18 protein-coding genes are annotated in these 18,447 nt (G+C 63.5%); 10 read left to right on the top strand and 8 right to left on the bottom strand.

The window, feature by feature from the left end; translation table 11 throughout:
* Positions 1-62 precede the first annotated feature (62 nt).
* From KLP42_RS10585 to KLP42_RS10575, 3 genes are all read right to left on the bottom strand, one after another.
* Positions 63-455 carry a VOC family protein gene (locus KLP42_RS10585; protein WP_215566502.1) on the bottom strand — a complete coding sequence of 131 codons (393 nt, stop codon included), beginning with the start codon at positions 453-455 and terminating at the stop codon, positions 63-65.
* A gap of 36 nt (positions 456-491) precedes the next feature.
* Complete coding sequence (locus KLP42_RS10580; protein ID WP_215566779.1) at positions 492-1,130, bottom strand: glutathione S-transferase family protein; 639 nt, start codon at positions 1,128-1,130, stop codon at positions 492-494.
* Positions 1,131-1,258: 128 nt separating this feature from the next.
* On the bottom strand, positions 1,259-2,473 hold the full coding sequence (locus KLP42_RS10575) for an NADP-dependent isocitrate dehydrogenase (RefSeq protein WP_215566500.1): 1,215 nt from the start codon (positions 2,471-2,473) through the stop codon (positions 1,259-1,261).
* A 174-nt stretch (positions 2,474-2,647) separates the two neighbouring features.
* On the opposite strand from KLP42_RS10575, the gene KLP42_RS10570 reads away from it, so the two are divergent.
* From KLP42_RS10570 to KLP42_RS10530, 9 genes are all read left to right on the top strand, one after another.
* Entirely contained in the window at positions 2,648-3,178 is a 531-nt protein-coding gene (locus tag KLP42_RS10570) for a hypothetical protein (protein WP_215566499.1), read from the top strand.
* A gap of 68 nt (positions 3,179-3,246) precedes the next feature.
* A complete protein-coding gene (locus KLP42_RS10565; RefSeq protein WP_215566497.1) occupies positions 3,247-5,244 on the top strand; it encodes an FUSC family protein in 1,998 nt (665 codons plus the stop codon).
* Between the two features lie 65 nt (positions 5,245-5,309).
* Positions 5,310-6,152, top strand: a complete 843-nt coding sequence (locus KLP42_RS10560) for an RNA methyltransferase (protein ID WP_215566495.1) — start codon at positions 5,310-5,312, stop codon at positions 6,150-6,152.
* Complete coding sequence (gene murI / locus KLP42_RS10555; protein WP_215566493.1) at positions 6,124-6,936, top strand: glutamate racemase; 813 nt, start codon at positions 6,124-6,126, stop codon at positions 6,934-6,936. Before KLP42_RS10560 ends, murI begins: the two co-directional genes overlap by 29 nt.
* A 405-nt stretch (positions 6,937-7,341) precedes the next feature.
* Entirely contained in the window at positions 7,342-7,581 is a 240-nt protein-coding gene (locus tag KLP42_RS10550) for a hypothetical protein (RefSeq protein WP_215566491.1), read from the top strand.
* Between the two features lie 165 nt (positions 7,582-7,746).
* On the top strand, positions 7,747-8,160 hold the full coding sequence (locus KLP42_RS10545; RefSeq protein WP_252192899.1) for a GNAT family N-acetyltransferase: 414 nt from the start codon (positions 7,747-7,749) through the stop codon (positions 8,158-8,160).
* 64 nt (positions 8,161-8,224) lie between these two features.
* Positions 8,225-8,860 carry a LysE family translocator gene (locus KLP42_RS10540; RefSeq protein ID WP_215566488.1) on the top strand — a complete coding sequence of 212 codons (636 nt, stop codon included), beginning with the start codon at positions 8,225-8,227 and terminating at the stop codon, positions 8,858-8,860.
* A 119-nt stretch (positions 8,861-8,979) separates the two neighbouring features.
* The gene (locus tag KLP42_RS10535) at positions 8,980-10,506 is read left to right on the top strand and encodes a helicase HerA domain-containing protein (protein ID WP_215566486.1); all 1,527 of its coding nucleotides are present in this window, start codon (positions 8,980-8,982) and stop codon (positions 10,504-10,506) included.
* Positions 10,507-10,620: 114 nt separating this feature from the next.
* A complete protein-coding gene (locus tag KLP42_RS10530) occupies positions 10,621-11,559 on the top strand; it encodes an alpha/beta hydrolase (RefSeq protein WP_215566484.1) in 939 nt (312 codons plus the stop codon).
* A 25-nt stretch (positions 11,560-11,584) separates the two neighbouring features.
* On the opposite strand, the gene pepT is transcribed toward KLP42_RS10530, so the two are convergent.
* Both pepT and KLP42_RS10520 read right to left on the bottom strand, forming a co-directional pair.
* A complete protein-coding gene (pepT, locus tag KLP42_RS10525) occupies positions 11,585-12,826 on the bottom strand; it encodes a peptidase T (protein ID WP_215566482.1) in 1,242 nt (413 codons plus the stop codon).
* Between the two features lie 122 nt (positions 12,827-12,948).
* Positions 12,949-13,941, bottom strand: coding sequence for a TerC family protein (locus KLP42_RS10520; RefSeq protein WP_215566480.1), 993 nt, complete (start codon positions 13,939-13,941; stop codon positions 12,949-12,951).
* 425 nt (positions 13,942-14,366) lie between these two features.
* Here KLP42_RS10520 and rpsD point away from each other — a divergent pair, with 425 nt between their 5' ends.
* On the top strand, positions 14,367-14,984 hold the full coding sequence (rpsD, locus tag KLP42_RS10515; RefSeq protein ID WP_142881056.1) for a 30S ribosomal protein S4: 618 nt from the start codon (positions 14,367-14,369) through the stop codon (positions 14,982-14,984).
* A gap of 72 nt (positions 14,985-15,056) precedes the next feature.
* Here rpsD and sthA read toward each other — a convergent pair whose 3' ends face one another.
* The 3 genes from sthA to map form a co-directional block, all read right to left on the bottom strand.
* Complete coding sequence (gene sthA / locus KLP42_RS10510) at positions 15,057-16,556, bottom strand: Si-specific NAD(P)(+) transhydrogenase (protein WP_215566478.1); 1,500 nt, start codon at positions 16,554-16,556, stop codon at positions 15,057-15,059.
* A gap of 184 nt (positions 16,557-16,740) precedes the next feature.
* The gene (gene radC, locus KLP42_RS10505; protein WP_215566476.1) at positions 16,741-17,583 is read right to left on the bottom strand and encodes a RadC family protein; all 843 of its coding nucleotides are present in this window, start codon (positions 17,581-17,583) and stop codon (positions 16,741-16,743) included.
* 3 nt (positions 17,584-17,586) lie between these two features.
* The gene (gene map, locus KLP42_RS10500) at positions 17,587-18,426 is read right to left on the bottom strand and encodes a type I methionyl aminopeptidase (RefSeq protein WP_215566474.1); all 840 of its coding nucleotides are present in this window, start codon (positions 18,424-18,426) and stop codon (positions 17,587-17,589) included.
* Positions 18,427-18,447: the final 21 nt, after the last annotated feature.

The raw sequence follows: 18,447 nt of genomic DNA, 5'->3' as shown, positions 1-18,447 counted from the left end.
ATGAGCCGCCCGCGGGTCCAACATCAAAGGCGCTTGTCCGCCACGCCGCGGTGCGGGATCGATCACCCCGCCATTGGCGTGCACAGTTCGACCAGCAGCCCGTCCGGGCAGCGCAGATAGGACACCACCTGGCCCCAGGGCCTTTCGGTGGGCGGCGACAGTTCGCGGGCACCGCATGCGATGGCATGCGCGTGTGCGGCGGCAACATCCTCGGTCACGAGCGCGATTTCCATCCCGAGCGGCTGCGGGGATGCGTGGGCAGAGACATGACCGCCCGGAAAATTGGCCTCGCCCAGGTCCTCTGCCGCAAAGGCCAGCGTTGTTTCCCCGCTCTCCAGCTCGCCATAGGTGCCGCTTTCGTGCAGGAATCGCGTCGCGAAGCCGAAGGCATCGCCGAAAAAGGCCAGCGACTGCGGCACGTCCGGGACATAGGTGATGGTGTAGCCGAATTTCACGGGGGCTTCTCCTGTCAACCGGTGACGTGTCGTATTTCAGCCCTGCGGCGCGGCAGCGAGATCCGCCGCAAGCGCGTCATCGAGCTGCGTGGCGCGCAGATGGGCCGGCCGCGATCCGAGGCGCGCAACATAGGCCTCGAAGGCGGGACGCCTTTCGATGCTGCCGAACTGCATGCCCCACATCAGATGCGAGCCGAGATAGACGTCTGCAGCCGTGAAACGCTCGCCGGCTACGTAGGCGGTGTCGGCAAGCGCCTGTTCCAGCGTATCGAGAACGAGTTCATAGGAGCCGTAGCCGACCATGCGCTGCTTCTCTTCCGGCACGATGAAGCCGAGCGTGCGGTTGCTGACCGCGGTCTCCAGCGGTCCGGCGGCGAAGAACATCCAGCGGTAATAGGCGGCCCGTTCCGCATCCGTCTGCGGGTAGAGGCCCGCATCGCGGAAGGTGTCCGCCAGATAGGCAATGATGCCGGCGCATTCGGTTACCACAAGGTCTCCGTGGCGAAGTGCCGGAACCTTACCCATCGGATTGATCGCACGGTAGTCCGCGCTTTTCATCTGCGGCCCATAGGCGACCACATGTGCCTCGTAGGGCTGGCTGATCTCCTCCAGCATCCAGCGGACAATGCGACCGCGCGACATGGGGTGGGTGTATAGCGTGAGCTTTGACATGATATTCCTCGAGCGTTTGTTCTGTTTATGTTCTTATTTTGCCGTGATGACGTCCCGATGACAAGTCCGTGCGCTCAAAGAAAAACCCGGCCGCAGGGCGACCGGGTTTCATGTGACGGAAGGCCGTCAGATCAGGCAGCCATTGCGGCGCGCAGGTTCTCGTCCACCTTGTCGAGGAAGGCGGTGGTGGAGAGCCACGGCTGATCCGGACCGATGAGCAGTGCGAGGTCCTTGGTCATGTAGCCGGCCTCGACGGTATCGATGCATACCTTCTCGAGCGTCGTTGCGAACTTTGCGAGTTCGGCATTGTCGTCAAGCTTCGCGCGATGGGCAAGGCCACGCGTCCAGGCGAAGATCGAGGCGATCGAGTTGGTCGAGGTTTCCTGACCCTTCTGGTGCTGGCGGTAGTGACGCGTCACCGTGCCGTGGGCGGCTTCGGCTTCAACCGTGCGGCCATCGGGCGACAAGAGAACCGAGGTCATCAGGCCGAGCGAGCCGAAGCCCTGCGCAACCGTGTCGGACTGCACGTCGCCGTCGTAGTTCTTGCAGGCCCAGACATAGCCACCGGACCACTTCAGAGCGGAAGCGACCATGTCGTCGATCAGGCGGTGTTCGTAGACGATGCCGATCTCGTCGAACTTCGCCTTGAACTCGTTCTGGTAGACTTCTTCGAAGATGTCCTTGAAGCGACCGTCATAGGCCTTCAGGATGGTGTTCTTGGTCGACAGGTAGACCGGCCACTTGCGCATCAGGCCGTACATCATCGAGGCGCGGGCGAATTCGCGGATCGATTCGTCGAGGTTGTACATGGCAAGTGCCACACCGGCGCCCGGTGCGTTGTAGACTTCCTTTTCGATCACTTCGCCGTCTTCGCCGACGAACTTGATGGTCAGCTTGCCCTTGCCCGGGAACTTGAAGTCGGTTGCCTTGTACTGGTCGCCGAAGGCGTGACGGCCGACAACGATCGGCTTGGTCCAGCCGGGAACCAGGCGCGGCACGTTCTTGCAGATGATCGGCTCGCGGAAGATGACGCCGCCGAGGATGTTGCGGATCGTGCCGTTCGGGCTCTTCCACATTTCCTTGAGGTTGAATTCCTTGACGCGGGCTTCGTCCGGCGTGATCGTCGCGCACTTGATGCCGACGCCGTGCTTCTTGATGGCGTGCGCTGCATCGACGGTCACCTGGTCATTGGTGGCGTCGCGGTTTTCCACCGAGAGGTCGTAGTATTCGATCTGAAGATCAAGGTAGGGCAGGATCAGCTTTTCCTTGATGAACTGCCAGATGATGCGGGTCATCTCGTCGCCGTCGAGATCGACGACCGGGTTGGCAACCTTGATCTTGTTCATGTATCAGCCTCTTCGATGAACGGGGCTTGCCGCCCCGGCTTAGGTGGACAGAAGTCTCGTGCGCTATAGCACCGCGGAGCCGGAACGCAAAGCGCCGCCAGAACAATTGCCATTGCCAAATCGATTGAGGGGGATAATCTCCCGCAACGTTGCCAGACAAGGATTATTGCCGCCATGCGGACCGTGCCGCTCGCCTTGCTTTTCGCTTGCTTTTCCACCTTTGCCAGCGCCGCCGACGCCACCGATCCGGTGCGCCAGGTGATGGACATGACGAAGGCCAACTGGGAAAGCGTCGATGCGGACTGGAAATACATTTTCGACCCGGAGCCGCTGGCGAAGCTGTTCAGCAAGCGCTTCCAGGCCGCCTACAAGGAAGCCGCCAAGCACCCCGCCTACGAAACGGAAAACAACCAGCCGGGCGACCCCTTCGGCTATGACGTGGTGACGGATTCCCAGGACGGTTGCCCGCTGCAGAACATCACCATTGCCGCCGGTCAGCCGAACGGCGCGGTGACGCCGGTCAAGGTCACGTTCAAGTTGTGGACCTGCATCGACCAGGCCGACATCAAGGATTCCGTCAACGAAGTGGATTTCGACATCGTCACCGAAGGCGGCAGGCCGGTGATCGACGACATCCACCGGGTGAGCGAGGGCGAACGCGATTCCGTGCTGGCGGAAATGCAGGACATCGCCAAGGGCCAGTAAGGGCGCCAGACGGTTTCGCCGCGTCGCGGGGCCGTTCCTCGTGAAGCAGACGCAATCAGGGCGTTCCCATGGCAGCCAAACCAAATCTCATCGACTGGATACATTCCGTAGATCCGGCGCTGTCACGCGCCCGGATGGGTGCGCGCGTCACACTGTCGATCGCCATTTCCGTCGGCCTGCTGGTGCTGGTGCATCTGCATCTTCTGGCGCTTGCGCCGATTGCCTTCGGGCTGGCGATCATCCTGTCGATCGAAGGCGGCGTTGCCGTGCGCGATACGACGCCGCGCGGCCAGCTGCTGACCCGCGCGCTGGGCGCGTTTGCCGCGCTTGCCAGCATGTCGAGTGCGATTGCACTTGAGGAACATCGCTACCTCTCCGACATCACCTTCCTGCTGATCGTCTTCCTGGCCAGCCTGGCGCGCGTTTATGGGCCGCGCGGCTTTGCCGTCGGCATGTTTGCCTTCACCTCCTATTTCATCAGTGCCTATCTGAACCCGGATTACCATCAACTGCCGGGGGCGGCGCTTGCGCTGCTGGTCGCGGTGCTGGTGTCGCATGGCGTGCGCAGTTTCCTGCTGCCCGACAATCGCGGCCGCGACCTGCTGGAGGCGATGATTGCCATGCAGGGCCGCGCCAACGACATCCTCGTGCGGCTGGCGCTTCTGGCCCGCGAGCATGTGACGACGGACGAGGACCGTGCGGAATTGATGCAATTGCAGGAGCGGCTGAAGGAAGTCTCGCTGATGGCCGAGGGGCTGCTGCCGCGCAATGCGGACGGCATGCTCGATGAAAGCGATGCGGCCGTCATGGATGTGGCGGCAGTCATCTTCGACCTGCATCTGGGCACCGAAAGCGCCGTTGTGCTCAGCGTCTACAACACCGCCCCGTTCGGTCTGGTGCATGCGGTACTGGAGGGCAAGGACGAGGCGGTCGATCACTGGCTCGAACTGCGCGACGACACGCCCGACAAGCACCTTCGCGAAACGATCAATGCCTTCACCCTGCTGCATCGCATTCGCAGCCGCTTTGCCCGCGTGATCGAGGAGGGCATGCGTGACCAATTCCGCCGGCTGGCGCCGCCTGCGCCAGACCGGTCTGTCGCCCGCGCGGATTTTTCGCTGAAGAACCCGGTGGTGCGTGCCGCGCTGCAGATCACCATCGCCTCCGGCATCGCCATGGTCTTCGGCTTCATGCTGTCGCGCGAGCGCTGGTTCTGGGCGGTGCTGACGGCCTTCCTGGTGTTCACCAACACAAAGTCGCGCGGCGACACCGCCATCCGCGCCCTGCAGCGCTCCGTCGGCACCATGCTCGGCATCGCGGCCGGCCTCTGTCTTGCCTCGCTGATCCAGGGCAACATGGTGGCAAGCGTGGTGGCTGCCGCAATCGCGATCTTCTGCGCCTTCTATGCGCTGCAGGCCTCCTATGCGGTGATGACCTTCTTCGTGTCCATCGTCATCTGCGTTGTCTATGGCCTGATCGGTTCGCTGACGACCGAACTGCTGATCCTGCGCGTGGAGGAGACGCTGATCGGCGCGGTGGCGGGCACCGCCGTTGCCTTCGTGGTGTTTCCGGCGCGCACCCGCGAGACGCTGGAAGGAGCGCTGGACCGCTGGTACGATGCGCTGGCCCAGCTTCTGGAGGCAGCGCGTGCCGGTGCGTCCGGCAATGACCTGATGGAGCGTTCCCGCCAGCTGGATCTCGCCTATCGTGATCTGGCCCAGGCGGCACGGCCGATCGGCACCTCATGGTCGATCGTCACCAAGCCCGGCCATGTGCGCCAGACGCTTGCCGTCTTCCTCGGCTGCACCTACTGGGCGCGCATGTTCGCCCGCGGTCAGGCCCTGCCGCAGCATGCGATGCCGCCGGAGGAGGGGCAGGCGGTCCCGACCCTGCTGGAGAAGGTTGCCACCGCGCGCAGCCTTGCCGGCGAACCCTTCTACCGGGCCTCGAAGGCGCGTCGCCAGAACCTCGATCACCTGCCCACCCATCATCTGGGCGCCCGGCAGGGGCTGGACATGATCGGCATTCTGCTCGCCCGCCTGGCCCCGCCCCGTCGCGCGGCCTGAGGCCGGACTTGCGCGGGGAAGCCGGGGGCGATATTGCCGCGCGACAAGTATTGGACGGGATCATCATGGCAGGAACCAACAGCGAGCGCGAACTCTTGACGGAAGGCCCGGCGATCATTCTCGTCGAGCCGCAGCTTGGCGAAAACATCGGCATGGTGGCCCGCGCCATGGCGAATTTCGGCCTTTCCGAACTGCGCCTCGTCAATCCGCGCGACGGCTGGCCGAGCGAGAAGGCGCAGGCCGCTGCCGCCAAGGCCGATCACGTCATCGAGGCGACGAAGGTCTTCGCGACGCTGGAGGAGGCGGTTGCCGATCTCAACTTCGTCTATGCCACCACGGCCCGCCAGCGCGACGGCTTCAAGGAGGTGCGCGCGCCTGTGACGGCGGCGGCGACGCTGCGCCGGCGCTTCGTCGCCGGAGAAAAGACCGGCATCCTGTTTGGTCGCGAGCGCTGGGGACTGACCAATGAGGAAGTGGCGCTGGCCGACGAGATCGTCACCTTCCCGGTCAACCCGGCCTTCGCCTCGCTCAACATCGCCCAGGCCGTGCTGCTGATGTCCTATGAATGGATGAAGAGCGGCATGGAGGATCTTGCCGCGACGCCCTTCCAGGCGGTGGACCAGCGGCCGGCCACCAAGGAGCAGCTGTTCGGTTTCTTCGAGCAGATCGAGGAAGCGCTCGATTCGCGCAATTATTTCCATCCGCCCACAAAAGTGCCGAAGATGATCGACAATCTTCGCGCCGTCTTGTCCCGGCCGGGCTTCACGGAGCCGGAAATCAGCGTGCTGCGCGGCGTGATCGCCTCGCTCGACGGTTTCCAGCGCCGCTGGCCGAAGGGACAGAAGCCGAAGACGGGCGGCGAGGGAAGTGACGGGGACGATGAAGGTGGCGACAACGGCGGGGCATGAGCTGAAACCGGTTCTCGTCTTCGATTCCGGCATCGGTGGTCTGACCGTCCTGCGCGAGGCGCGGGTTCTGATGCCGGAACGCGGCTTCATCTACGTGGCCGATGATGCCGGCTTTCCCTATGGCGGCTGGGAGGAGGAGGGCTTGAAGGCCCGCATCCTTGCGCTGTTCGCCGATCTCCTCACCCGCTACAGCCCGCAGCTTTGCATCATTGCCTGCAACACCGCCTTCACGCTGGCAGGGGCCGATCTGAGGGCAGCCTTTCCCGACATGACCTTCGTCGGCACGGTGCCGGCGATCAAGCCGGCGGCGGAGCGCACCCGGTCCGGCCTCGTCTCGGTGCTGGCCACGCCCGGCACCGTCAGACGCGCCTATACCCGCGATCTCATCCAGTCCTTCGCCTCCCAATGCCATGTCCGGCTGGTCGGTTCGGAGAACCTGGCGCGCATGGCGGAGGCCTATATCCGCGGCGAGAGCCTCGACGATGTCGCCGTGCGGGCGGAAATCGCGCCCTGTTTCGTGGAAAGGGACGGTGCGCGCACGGATATCGTGGTGCTGGCCTGCACGCACTATCCCTTCATGGCCAATATGTTCCGCCGGCTTGCCCCCTGGCCGGTGGACTGGCTCGATCCCGCCGAGGCAATCGCCCGGCAGGCACGCCGGCTTGTGCCGCCGGCCGAGGGCGGGAGCCAGCCCGGCAATGCCGATTTCGCCGTCTTCACCTCGAATGATCCTGATTTCCCCACCCGTCGGCTGATGCAGGGATTCGGCCTGCGCATGCCCTGAGCGGCCGCGCGCGTCGCGGCCTGCGTCACTGTGGCGCGTCGGCAACAAGGAAGACCATTTTTCTGCACACTGCAGATTGCAGTCTTGTCGAGTCGATGAGCCTGTGTCAGGTTCCCTGTGTCCGCAATTCTCAAGGAAAGGAGGCATGTCATGACCGATTTTATCGCCACTATGTGCCTCGCCGGCGGATATATGACGACCCGTGCCCAGGTTCTTTCCGGCACATTCGACGGTCGATTCATTCAGGTCGATCTGGCCTGATTTCTCAGCCACTTGGCACTTAAACCTCAACCCGTTTGACGCATTGCTGATCCGTGTCCACGTCCTTGTGACGTGACCCGTTTTGCCATGCGTTTTCCGACCCGCAAAGGACCCGTTGCCGAGACGCAGCGGGAATGAAGACTCATGTCCAAAGAACACTCTTTGGTTGCAGACGCTGTCGGCAATCTGCATCGCGAGCACGGTTTCTGGAGCGTCGCAGCCGCACTGGCCGCTTCGGTTCTCCGGGAACGGCGCAAGGCCAATGACCTGAAGCATTTCTCCGACCGGATGCTGCTCGACATCGGCGTTCCCGAAAACCAGCTGTCCAGGGAGCATCGGATGATCAAGGAGCCGATGGTCTACTGGCTGGGGTTCCGGCTGTGACCCGCGCGCCTCCGTAAGGGAGGCGGTTCTCTGGCCGGCCATGATCAAGGCCGGTCACAAGGCATCAATGCCTTCCGCCCTTCTGGGCGGGAGGTTTTCCGCATTGGTCGACAGACAAGGAACGCCATGTCCAACTTTAACATCAGACGCCTCGGTGCCGATGACATGGCGCAGGCTTCGGTCGTTCACCGGGCGGCGTTCAATGCCGCTTTGCCCTGGCTCGCCGATCTGCACACGCCGGTGGAAGATCACGCTTTTTGGCGGGAGCATCTTCTCGTCACCTGCACCATCTGGGGGGCCACGGAGGGGCCGCATCTGCTGGGCGTCATTGCCGTGCGGCCGGGCTGGATCGAACAGCTTTATGTGCGCCCCGAGGCGCAGGGAAAGGGCATAGGCTCCGCCCTGTTGGCCAGGGCGAGGGAAGGGCAGACGATCCTCGATCTCTGGACCTTCCAGGCCAATGCGCCTGCCCGTCGCTTCTACGAGACGCATGGTTTCGTCGCGGTTGAGCAAACCGACGGGCGGACCAATGAAGAGCGGGAGCCGGATGTACGTTACCGTTGGATTGTCCCTTCCTGATGCCGCTTGCCAAGCACTGGAATGCGTGGCTTGCTTACCCTTTGAACACGAAAGGAATGCGCCGATGCCGATTGAAAACTGGCTTGCCTTTGTTGCCGCCTCTGCCGTCATGCTGGCAATTCCGGGGCCGACCATCCTGCTTGTCATCTCCTACGCGCTGTCGCACGGGCGCAAGGTGGCGGCGGCGACGGTGGCAGGCGTGGCGCTGGGGGATTTTACGGCGATGACCGCCTCCATGCTCGGGCTCGGCGCCCTTCTGGCGGCGTCGGCTTCCGCCTTCACGGTGCTGAAATGGATCGGCGCGGCCTATCTGATCTACCTCGGCATCAAGCTGTGGCGTTCGCCGGTCGGTGCTGTGGGCGATGTCGATGCGGCCACGGAGACCGACGAGCCGGCGACGCGCATTTTCCTGCATACCTATGTGGTGACGGCGCTGAACCCGAAGAGCATCGTGTTCTTCGTGGCCTTCCTGCCGCAGTTCTTCGATCTCACGCATCCGCTGCCGATGCAGATGGTGATTCTCGAGGTCACCTTTCTGGTGCTCGCTACGCTCAATGCTGCCCTTTACGGCCTTCTGGCCTCCATGGCGCGCGAGACGGTGCGCAAGCCGCAGGTGCGCCGCATCGTCAACCGCACGGGCGGCTCGCTGATGATCGGCGCCGGCCTGCTGGCTGCCGGATATCGTCGGGCTGCCGGCTGATTGCCTGTTGATCACGCTCCTTTGGGGCGCGCAGAATCGCGGATGATCTGCTAGAGCACTGCCGGATGAGCGGGGAAGAGCCCCGTCCGACGGATCATGTGCATGAGAGGTTCAAGGCCGTGCAGGTAGGCATCGATATGGGAACTGTGTCCGGCGGGCAGCCGGCCAAGCTCGATATCGAAGAGCTTCTGGCCACCCGTCTTCTGGTGCAGGGCAATTCGGGTTCCGGCAAGTCGCATCTTCTGCGGCGGCTGCTGGAGCAGTCGGCACCGTGGGTGCAGCAGGTGATCATCGATCCGGAAGGGGATTTCGTCACGCTGGCCGACAAGTATGGCCATGTCGTCGTCGATGGCGAGCGCACGGAAGCCGAACTGATCGGCATCGCAACCCGCATCCGCCAGCACCGGGTATCCTGCGTGCTGACGTTGGAAGGGCTCGATCTGGAAGAGCAGATGCGCGCCGCCGGCACCTTCCTCAACGGCCTCTTCGATGCCGACCGCGAATACTGGTATCCCGTGCTGGTGGTGGTGGACGAGGCGCAGATGTTTGCGCCCTCCGTCGGCGGCGATGTGTCGGAAGACGCCCGCAAGCTGTCGCTCGGCGCGATGACCAATCTGATGTGCCGTGGCCGAAAGCGCGGCCTTGCCGGCGTGATTGCCACGCAGCGCCTGGCCAAGCTTGCCAAGAACGTGGCGGCCGAAGCCTCCAATTTCCTGATGGGTCGTACCTTTCTCGATATCGACATGGCACGTGCCGCCGACCTGCTCGGCATGGATCGCCGCCAGGCGGAAATGTTCCGCGACCTGAAGCGCGGCAATTTCGTCGCCCTCGGGCCGGCCCTGTCGCGTCGGCCGCTGCCGATCGTCATCGGTGCGGTCGAAACCTCGGCGCGCTCCTCGTCGCCGAAGCTGATGCCGCTTCCCGATGCGCCGCAGGATGTGGAAGACCTGATCTTCACGCCCGATCCGGAGGAATTCACCCGGCCGATCGTGCGCCGCGCCCCGCCTGCGCCGCGGCCGACGACGGATATTCTCGCCGAACTGTCCCGCTCGACGCCCTCCGTCAGCGCAGCGCCGCAGGAACCGAGCCGCCCTGCCCAGCCGGAGCTTTCGCCGGAAGAGCGGGAGGAGCGGCTGGCGGCTGTGCTGTCCGAGATCATCGACGATCCGCAGGCCACCTATCGCACCGATTCGGTGCTGTACCAGGATTTTCTCGTGCGCGCCCGCATGCGCCGCCTGCCCGGACCGCCGATGTCCATGGGGGAATTCCGCCGCCGGCTGGCGATCTCACGGGCCGGAGTAGACGAGGAAACGGCCGCGACCCCCGGTTGGCAGACGGCGCTGGAGCTTTCCGCCCGTGTCTCGGACGATCTGCAGGGTGTGTTCCTGCTGATGGCCAAGGCGGCGCTGACGGGCGAGCCCTGCCCGTCCGACATGCGCATCGCCAAGGCCTATGGCACGCATTCGGCACGTCGCGCGCGCCGTCTTCTCGGCTATTTCGAGGAGCAGAATCTTATCGTGGTGCATTCCGACTTTTCCGGCAAGCGCATCGTCGCCTTCCCGGATCTAGACGTGCAGACCGCTCCGGGCGCTCCGGATGCCACCGATGACGAACCGGTGCGGCCGGATCGTTTCGCTGCGGAATAGGACAGCAGTTCGGGCGGCCGGCCGAAAGGGGCGCCCTCCGTGACAGCTGCAGGCGATTTGTCGCCGGCACGAGCAGAAAGGCTGGAGCAGATGCAGAGCGGGCGTCGGCATTTGATGGCCCTGCTGGGGGCGGCCGCGCTCTTCCCGCGCCTTGCCGCCGCGGCCGGCGATCCGGGCGCACCGGATCACCCCCTGCTTCCCCCTGATGATATTCTGCTGTGGCCCAAGGCACCGCCGGGCGGCGGCGGACCTTCGGGCGTCCGGCAGGTGGATCGACGCGGCGCTGTCTCCAACATCGCCGAGCCGGACCTGCGGACGCTGCGACCAGCACGCGCGAACGGTACCGCGGTTCTGATCACCGCCGGCGGAGGTTACCGGGTCATCCAGCAGCGCAAGGAGGCGGAGGTCGCGGCCCGCTGGATGACGCAGCGCGGCGTGACCGCCTTCATTCTGAGTTATCGACTGCCGGACGAAGGCTGGAGGGTGGGGCCACTCGCACCGCTTCAGGATGCCCTTCGGGCGCTTCGCCTGATTCGCGCGTCGGCTGGCCCGCTTGGTCTTGACCCGACCCGTATCGGCTGCCTGGGCTTTTCCGCCGGCGGCCATCTTGCTGGGCTTGCCGCCACCCGGTTTGCCGAAGATGCCTATGCGCCGGTCGATGAGGCCGATCAGCTCCCGGCGCGCCCCGATTTTGCCGTTCTCGCCTATCCGGTGATTACCCTGAAACCGCCCTATGATCACACATCCGCGCGGCGGCGTCTGATCGGACGCAGGCCGCAGCCGGGCGCGGCGGATCGCTGGTCGGTGGAAACACATGTCCCACCCGATGCGCCGCCCTTCTTTCTGGTGCAGGCGCGCGACGACGAGATTGCGAGCGTCCAGAACTCGCTGCTGATGCAGCAGGCCTGCGATCAGGCCGGCATTCCCGTGGAGTTGAGGCTGTTCGATGAAGGCGGCCACGGCTTTGCCATGGGGCAGGGCCGCCGTCAGGAGGTGAACTGGACCCCGGCGCTTGAGGCGTGGATGCGCGGCCGAGGCTTTCTGCCGCCCTGACCGCCAGCACTGCCGCATGGGCGTGTCAGGCGCGCTCTTCCCACACCTTCACCAGTTCCACGATGGCTTTCACCGCCGTTTCCATGTCCTGAACGCTGATCCATTCCAGCGGCGAGTGATAGGCGTGGCCACCGGTGAAGATGTTGGGGCAGGGCAGGCCCATGAAGGAGAGGCGGGCGCCGTCGGTTCCGCCGCGAATGCTGGTGATCTTCGGCTCGAGGCCGATGCGGCGGGTGGCCTCCAGCAGATTGTCCATCACCTCCGGATGACGGTCGAGCACGATCTTCATGTTGCGATACTGCTGCCGCACCGTGAAGGTGAAGGTCGAGCCGGGATAGGTTGCCATCACCTGTTCGGTGATCGCCTTCAGCAGGTCTTCCTTGTCGGTCAGCCCCTGTTCCTCGAAATCGCGGATGATGAAGCTGATCTGCGCGCCCTCCATCGAGCCGCTGATGCCGACGGGATGGATGAAGCCCTGGTGCCCTTCGGTCGTCTCCGGCGCCTGGTCCTTCGGCAGCCGGGCGACGATCTCGGCGGCGATCTTGATGGCATTCTCCATCTTGTCCTTGGCGGTGCCGGGATGGATGGCGACGCCCTTGATGCTGATGGTCACGCCATCGGCGGAAAAGTTCTCGTTCTCGATCTCGCCGATGGTGGAGCCATCGAGCGTGTAGCCGAAGGCGGCGCCAAGCTTGGCAAGGTCCACCTTGTCGGCGCCGCGACCGATCTCCTCGTCGGTGGTGAACAGGATCTTCACCGGCCCGTGCGGGATCTCCGGATGGCGGACGAGGACCTGCGCGGCGGTCATGATCTCGGCAACGCCCGCCTTGTCATCGGCGCCGAGCAGCGTCGTGCCGTCGGTGGTGACGATGTCATGGCCGATCTGGTTCTTCAGTTCCGGATGTTCCGCCACGCGAATCACCTGGGTGGTGTCGCCGACGAGGCGAATGTCGCCGCCCTGATAATTGCGGACCAGTTGCGGTTTGACACCGGTGCCGGAAAAGTCCGGTGCCGTATCCATGTGCGCGCAGAAGCAGATGGCCGGAACCGCCTTGTCGCTCGTCGCGGCAATGGTCGCATAGACATTGCCGTGCTCGTCGAGATGCGCATCGGCAAGTCCCAGCGCCTTCAGCTCCTGCTCGAGCACGCGTCCGAGGTTCTTCTGCTTTTCCGTGGAGGGCTGGGCAGAGGAGGTCGGGTCGGACTGCGTGTCGATGACAACATAACGCAGGAAGCGATCGAGAACGGTGTCGGTGGGAAGAGACATGGGCGCGCATCCGATTCTGGCTGACGTGAGGGCCGACTGTAGCGCGCTCGACGGGTGGCGGAAATGCCGGATGCGACAACCGCGCCGGTTTGTCCGGCGCGGCGATCAGATGGAGGATGCCGTTATTCGGCTGGCTTGGTCAGCTGCGTGTTGCCGTTGCGGGTCGCCCAGAGCGAGCCGAAGATGCCGGCCGCCAGGATGCCGAGCGTGACCGAAAGCGACACCACAGGCGGGATCTTGGCAAGGCCCAGCATGTCGGCCAGGAAGATCTTCGAGCCGATGAAGATCAGCACGACGGACAGCGCATACTTCAGGTAGGCGAAGCGGTGGATGAGGGCCGACAGCGCGAAATAGAGGGCGCGCAGTCCAAGGATGGCGAAGATGTTGGAAGTGTAGACGATGTAGGGGTCCGTGGTGATCGCGAAGATGGCCGGGATCGAATCGACGGCGAAGATGACATCGGCGAGTTCCACCATCACCAGCGCCAGGAAGAGCGGCGTGATGAAGGTCTTCAGCTTGCCGGTCTTTTCGTCGGCTTCACGCACCACGAACTTTTCGCCGCGCAAACCATCGGTCACCGGCAGCTTGCGCCGCAGGAATTTCAGCACCGGGTTTGAGGCGACGTCATACTCCTTGTCGGCCGTCAGCAGCATCTTGATGCCGGTCACGATCAGGAAGGCCGCAAAGAGATAGAGAACCCAGTTGTAGTTCTCGACGATGGCGGCACCGGCGGCAATCATCACGCCACGCAGGACGATGACGCCGAGGATGCCCCAGAGCAGCACGCGGTGCTGGTAGGCGCGCGGAATCGAGAAGTAGGTGAAGATCATGGCGATGACGAAGATATTGTCCATCGCGAGGCTCTTCTCGACTACGAAGCCGGTCAGATATTCCAGACCGGCCTGTTCACCGCTCTGGAACCAGATCCAGCCGCCGAAGGCAAGGCCAAGGGCAATGTAGAAGGCGGAAAGGGCAAAACTCTCCTTGATGCCGATCTCGCGGCTGTCCTTGTGAAGGACGCCGAGATCAAGCGCGAGGAGAACGAGAACAACGGCGACAAAGGTAAGCCACATCCAGACGGGCTTGCCGAGGAGGTCGAGGAACAGAAAATCCATGACGGCTCTTTCGAAGCCGGATCAAAGTTGACTGGAAAAGCACCGACATCACGGTCGATCCGGCGATACACGTCAGAGGGGCCCGGTGCTGAGACGCCAGATGGGAAGCCACAATTTCGCCTTCAAGAGCGCAACATGAAAAAAATGTAAGGTGACATCGCGGCGGGCGGCATCGTCGTTAACGCGGCCTTGATCCACGGCTCCTTCCTGGGCGATGTTGACAATTCCATGACTTCCCCCTAAAGACCGCGCCAACGCCGGGTGGAAACGCCCGGTGTTTCATTTGACATGTCCCGTGGTTGTCTCCGGACGCTCCGTGAGAAACCTGTCAGAGCCGCCGCAAGGTTCGGGCTCTTAGGAGGGCGTGTTTCCTCGGGTCCGGTCTGGAAGCAGCCCGGTCGTTGTTTGTTTGAGAAGGAAATACGATGAGCAAGCGCGCGTCGTCCAAGTACAAAATCGATCGCCGTATGGGCGAAAACATCTGGGGCCGTCCGAAGTCCCCGGTCAACCGTCGCGAATACGGCCCGGGCCAGCACGGCCAGCGCCGCAAGGGCAAGCTTTCCGACTTCGGCGTGCAGCTGCGCGCCAAGCAGAAGCTGAAGGGCTACTACGGCGATATCCGCGAGAAGCAGTTCCGCGCCATCTATGACGAAGCCAACCGTCGCAAGGGCGACACCGGCGAAAACCTGATCGGCCTGCTCGAATCGCGCCTGGACGCCATCGTCTACCGCGCCAAGTTCGTGCCGACCGTCTGGGCTGCCCGCCAGTTCGTCAACCACGGCCACGTCACCGTCAACGGTGTGCGCGTCAACATCGGTTCGTACCGCTGCAAGGCTGGCGACGTGATCGAAGTGCGCCAGAAGTCCAAGCAGCTGGTCACGGTTCTGGAATCGGTTCAGCTCGCCGAGCGTGACGTTCCGGACTATATCGAAGTCGACCACAACAAGATGGTTGCCACCTTTGCCCGCGTACCGTCGCTCTCCGACGTTCCGTACCCGGTCATCATGGAACCGAACCTGGTCGTCGAATTCTATTCGCGTTGATCGATACGAGAAAGGCGGCCCGAGAGCCGCCTTTTTCATGTGTCATCTGTTCTGCCGGATCTGCAAGCCGCCTCAGTTCGAGGCGGCTTTTTTCTTGGGCTCGGCCAGCGGCAGCGGCTCGGCATTGGCCGTCGCGACATCCGTCGACTGACCCGTTGCCACCGGCGCTTCCTTCGGGCCTTCGCCCATGCGGTTCCAGGCATCGAGGCCGGCAATCTTGTAGGCTTCGGCAAGCGTCGGATAGTTGAAGGTGTTTTCCACGAAATACTCGACCGTGCCCTTCAGGTTCAGCACCGCCTGGCCGATATGAACGAGCTCCGTCGCGCCTTCGCCGACAATATGCACGCCGAGCAGGCGACGCGTCTTCAGTGAGAAGATCATCTTCAGCAGGCCGGTGTCGAGGCCCATGATGTGACCGCGCGAGGTTTCGCGGAAATGCGCGATGCCGGTCTCGTAGGGAATGCCGCGCTGGATGACCTCTTCCTCGCTGAGGCCGCAGGTGGAAATCTCCGGGACGGCATAGATGCCATACGGGAAATATTGCGGCGGCTCGCTGGCGGGAGCGCCGACCGCATGGCGGGCGGCGATGCGGCCCTGTTCCATCGATGTGGAGGCAAGGCTCGGAAAGCCGACGACGTCGCCTGCGGCATAGATATGCGGCACGGCGGTCTGGAAGGTTTCCGGATCAATCTTCAGGCGGCCGCGGCTATCGGCCTCGAGTCCGGCGGCGGCAAGGTTCAGGGTGTCGGTGGCGCCGACGCGGCCAGCGGCGAAGAGCACCATTTCCGCCTGCAGCGAACGGCCGCTCTTCAGCGTGACGCGGCATTTGCCGGTATTTTCCTCCCGCACGACGGTATCCACCGTCTGTCCGAAGATCAGCTTCATGTTACGGTCGCGCAACTGGTAGGCAAAATCCTCGACGATCTCCTTGTCGATGAAATCGAGCATGCTGTCGCGCGGTTCCACCACCGTCACCTGCGTATCGAGCGCGCTGAAGATCGTCGCATATTCGATGCCGATGACGCCGGCGCCGACGACGATCAGCGAGCGCGGCACGCGCTTGATTTCCAGAAGCTCGTCGCTGTCGATGATCGCCTCGCCGTCGAACGGGATATGGCCGGGGCGATAGGGCCGGGTACCGACGGCGAGCAGGATGGAGGCTGCCGTGGTGCGCAGGATCTCGCCATCCGCCTTCTCGATCTCCAGCGTGTTGGGATCGACGAATTTCGCACGGCCGCGCATCAGCTGCACGCGGTTGCGGGCGAACTGGTGCTCCAGAACCTCCACCTCGTGATCCAGTGTGATCAGCAGGCGGCGGCGCAGGTCATCGGCGCTGATGTCCTGCTTGACGCGGTAGGAGCGGCCATAGAAGCCGCGCTCGCGCCAACCGGTGAGGTTCAGCGCCGTCTCGCGCAGCGTCTTGGACGGTATGGTGCCGGTGTGAACGGATACGCCGCCGACCCGACGGCCCTGCTCCACGACGAGAACCTTCTTCTCCAGCTTGGCAGCCTGGATTGCCGCGCGCCGACCGGCCGGCCCGCTGCCGATGACGATGAGATCGTAATGATGCATGGATGTGCCTCGTCTTGGGATGAGATGCCTATTGCACCGCAACACGTGATGTCGGTCAAATGATAACGTCGATTTCTGACCAATTTCTCATCGGTCTGCGACGTTCCCGCAAAAATGCGGGAATGCGACTAAAGCCGCGTATGGTCGGGCCGATGCGCTGCACAAAATCGCGGGCAGGCGGGCTTCAGATCAGCCGCAGGCCGCGGAAGCTGACATGCCCGTCCTTGCCGATGATGATGTGATCGTGAACGGTAATTCCGAGCGGCTTTGCCGTGTCGATGATCGTCTTCGTCATGTCGATATCGGCACGCGAGGGCGTGGGATCGCCGGAGGGATGGTTGTGCACGAGAATGATGGCGGTGGCCGACAGCTCCAGCGCCCGGCGCACCACCTCGCGCGGATAGACGGGCGTATGGTCCACCGTGCCGCGCCCCTGCACCTCGTCGGCGATCAGCGCATTGCGCTTGTCGAGGAACAGGATGCGGAACTGCTCGCGCGCCTCATAGGCCATGGCGGCATGGCAGTAATCGATCACGGACGACCAGGAGGACAGCACCTGCTTGCCGCGCAGTTCGCTCTTGAGGATACGCTGGCCGACCGAGGCGATCAGCTTCAGATCCAGCGCCACGCTTTCACCGACGCCCTTCACCTCCTGCAGCAGCCCTGCTTCGGCACCGAACACGCCGGCCAGATTGCCGAAGCGATCGATCAGCGCTTTGGCGATCGGCTTGGTGTCGCGACGCGGGATCAGCCGGAACAGCAGGAGTTCGAGGATCTCGTAATCGGCAAGTGCGGTGTCGCCATGCTCGCGGTAGCGATTGCGCAGCCGGTCGCGGTGGCCGTGATAATGCGCCGGCGGTTCCTCCACCTTCACGGGGCGCGACTTCTTCACATTGCCCGGCTTCGGAGCCTGTTCGGCAAAGAAGCCGCGCTCGTCGGGAAACAGAAAGTCGTCTTGTGCCTCTGCCTCCGCCCTCTCGTCGGATCCGTCAGACGTCTTGGAGGAAGGCAGAGGCGGTTGCGGCATGGATTACCCTTTGAGCGGCGCAAGACCCGGACGGTCGAGACCGCCCGGTGACAGGGTGAAGATCTCGCAGCCGGTGGCGGTGACGCCGACGGCATGCTCGTACTGCGCCGAAAGCGAGCGGTCACGGGTCACCGCCGTCCAGCCATCGGAGAGCACCTTCACATGCGGCTTGCCAAGATTGATCATCGGCTCGATGGTGAAGATCATGCCTTCGCGCAGTTCCGGACCTTCCTCCGGCGTGCCGTAGTGCAGAATGTTCGGGCTGTCGTGGAACAGGCGACCGACGCCGTGGCCGCAGAAATCCCGTACCACCGAACAGCGTTCCTTTTCGGCATAGCTCTGGATGGCGGCGCCGATCGCGCCGGTGCGCACGCCCGGTTTCACGGCGGCGATGCCGCGCATCAGGCATTCATGGGTCACTTCAAGCAGGCGCTCCGCGGCGCGCTTGATCTGGCCGACGGGATACATACGGCTGGAATCACCGTGCCAGCCATCGAGAATATAGGTGACGTCGATGTTGACGATGTCGCCCTCGCGCAGCGGCTTGTCGTCCGGCATCCCGTGGCAGACGACGTGGTTCAACGAGGTGCAGACCGAATACTTGTAGCCGCGATAATTCAGCGTCGCGGGCAGGGCGCCGTGGTCCATGCCGAATTCGAAGACGAAGCGGTCGATGGCATTGGTGGTGACGCCGGGCTTGACCATGGCGGCCAGTTCGTCCAGGCAGCGCGCCGTCAGCTGACAGGCCCGGCGCATCCCGGCAAAATCCTCGCCGGTATTGTAGAGCCGGATTGCTCCCGTGTTCTTCTTCGGCGCTGAGGCCGCCTCGATATAAGTCACCATGGATTCACTTTCGTCTCGGAC

Source organism: Rhizobium sp. CSW-27 (assembly GCF_018760785.1).
Lineage (GTDB): Bacteria > Pseudomonadota > Alphaproteobacteria > Rhizobiales > Rhizobiaceae > Neorhizobium.
Note: the sequence above shows the minus strand (reverse complement) of the source record. Positions and strands in the feature narration are given on the sequence as shown.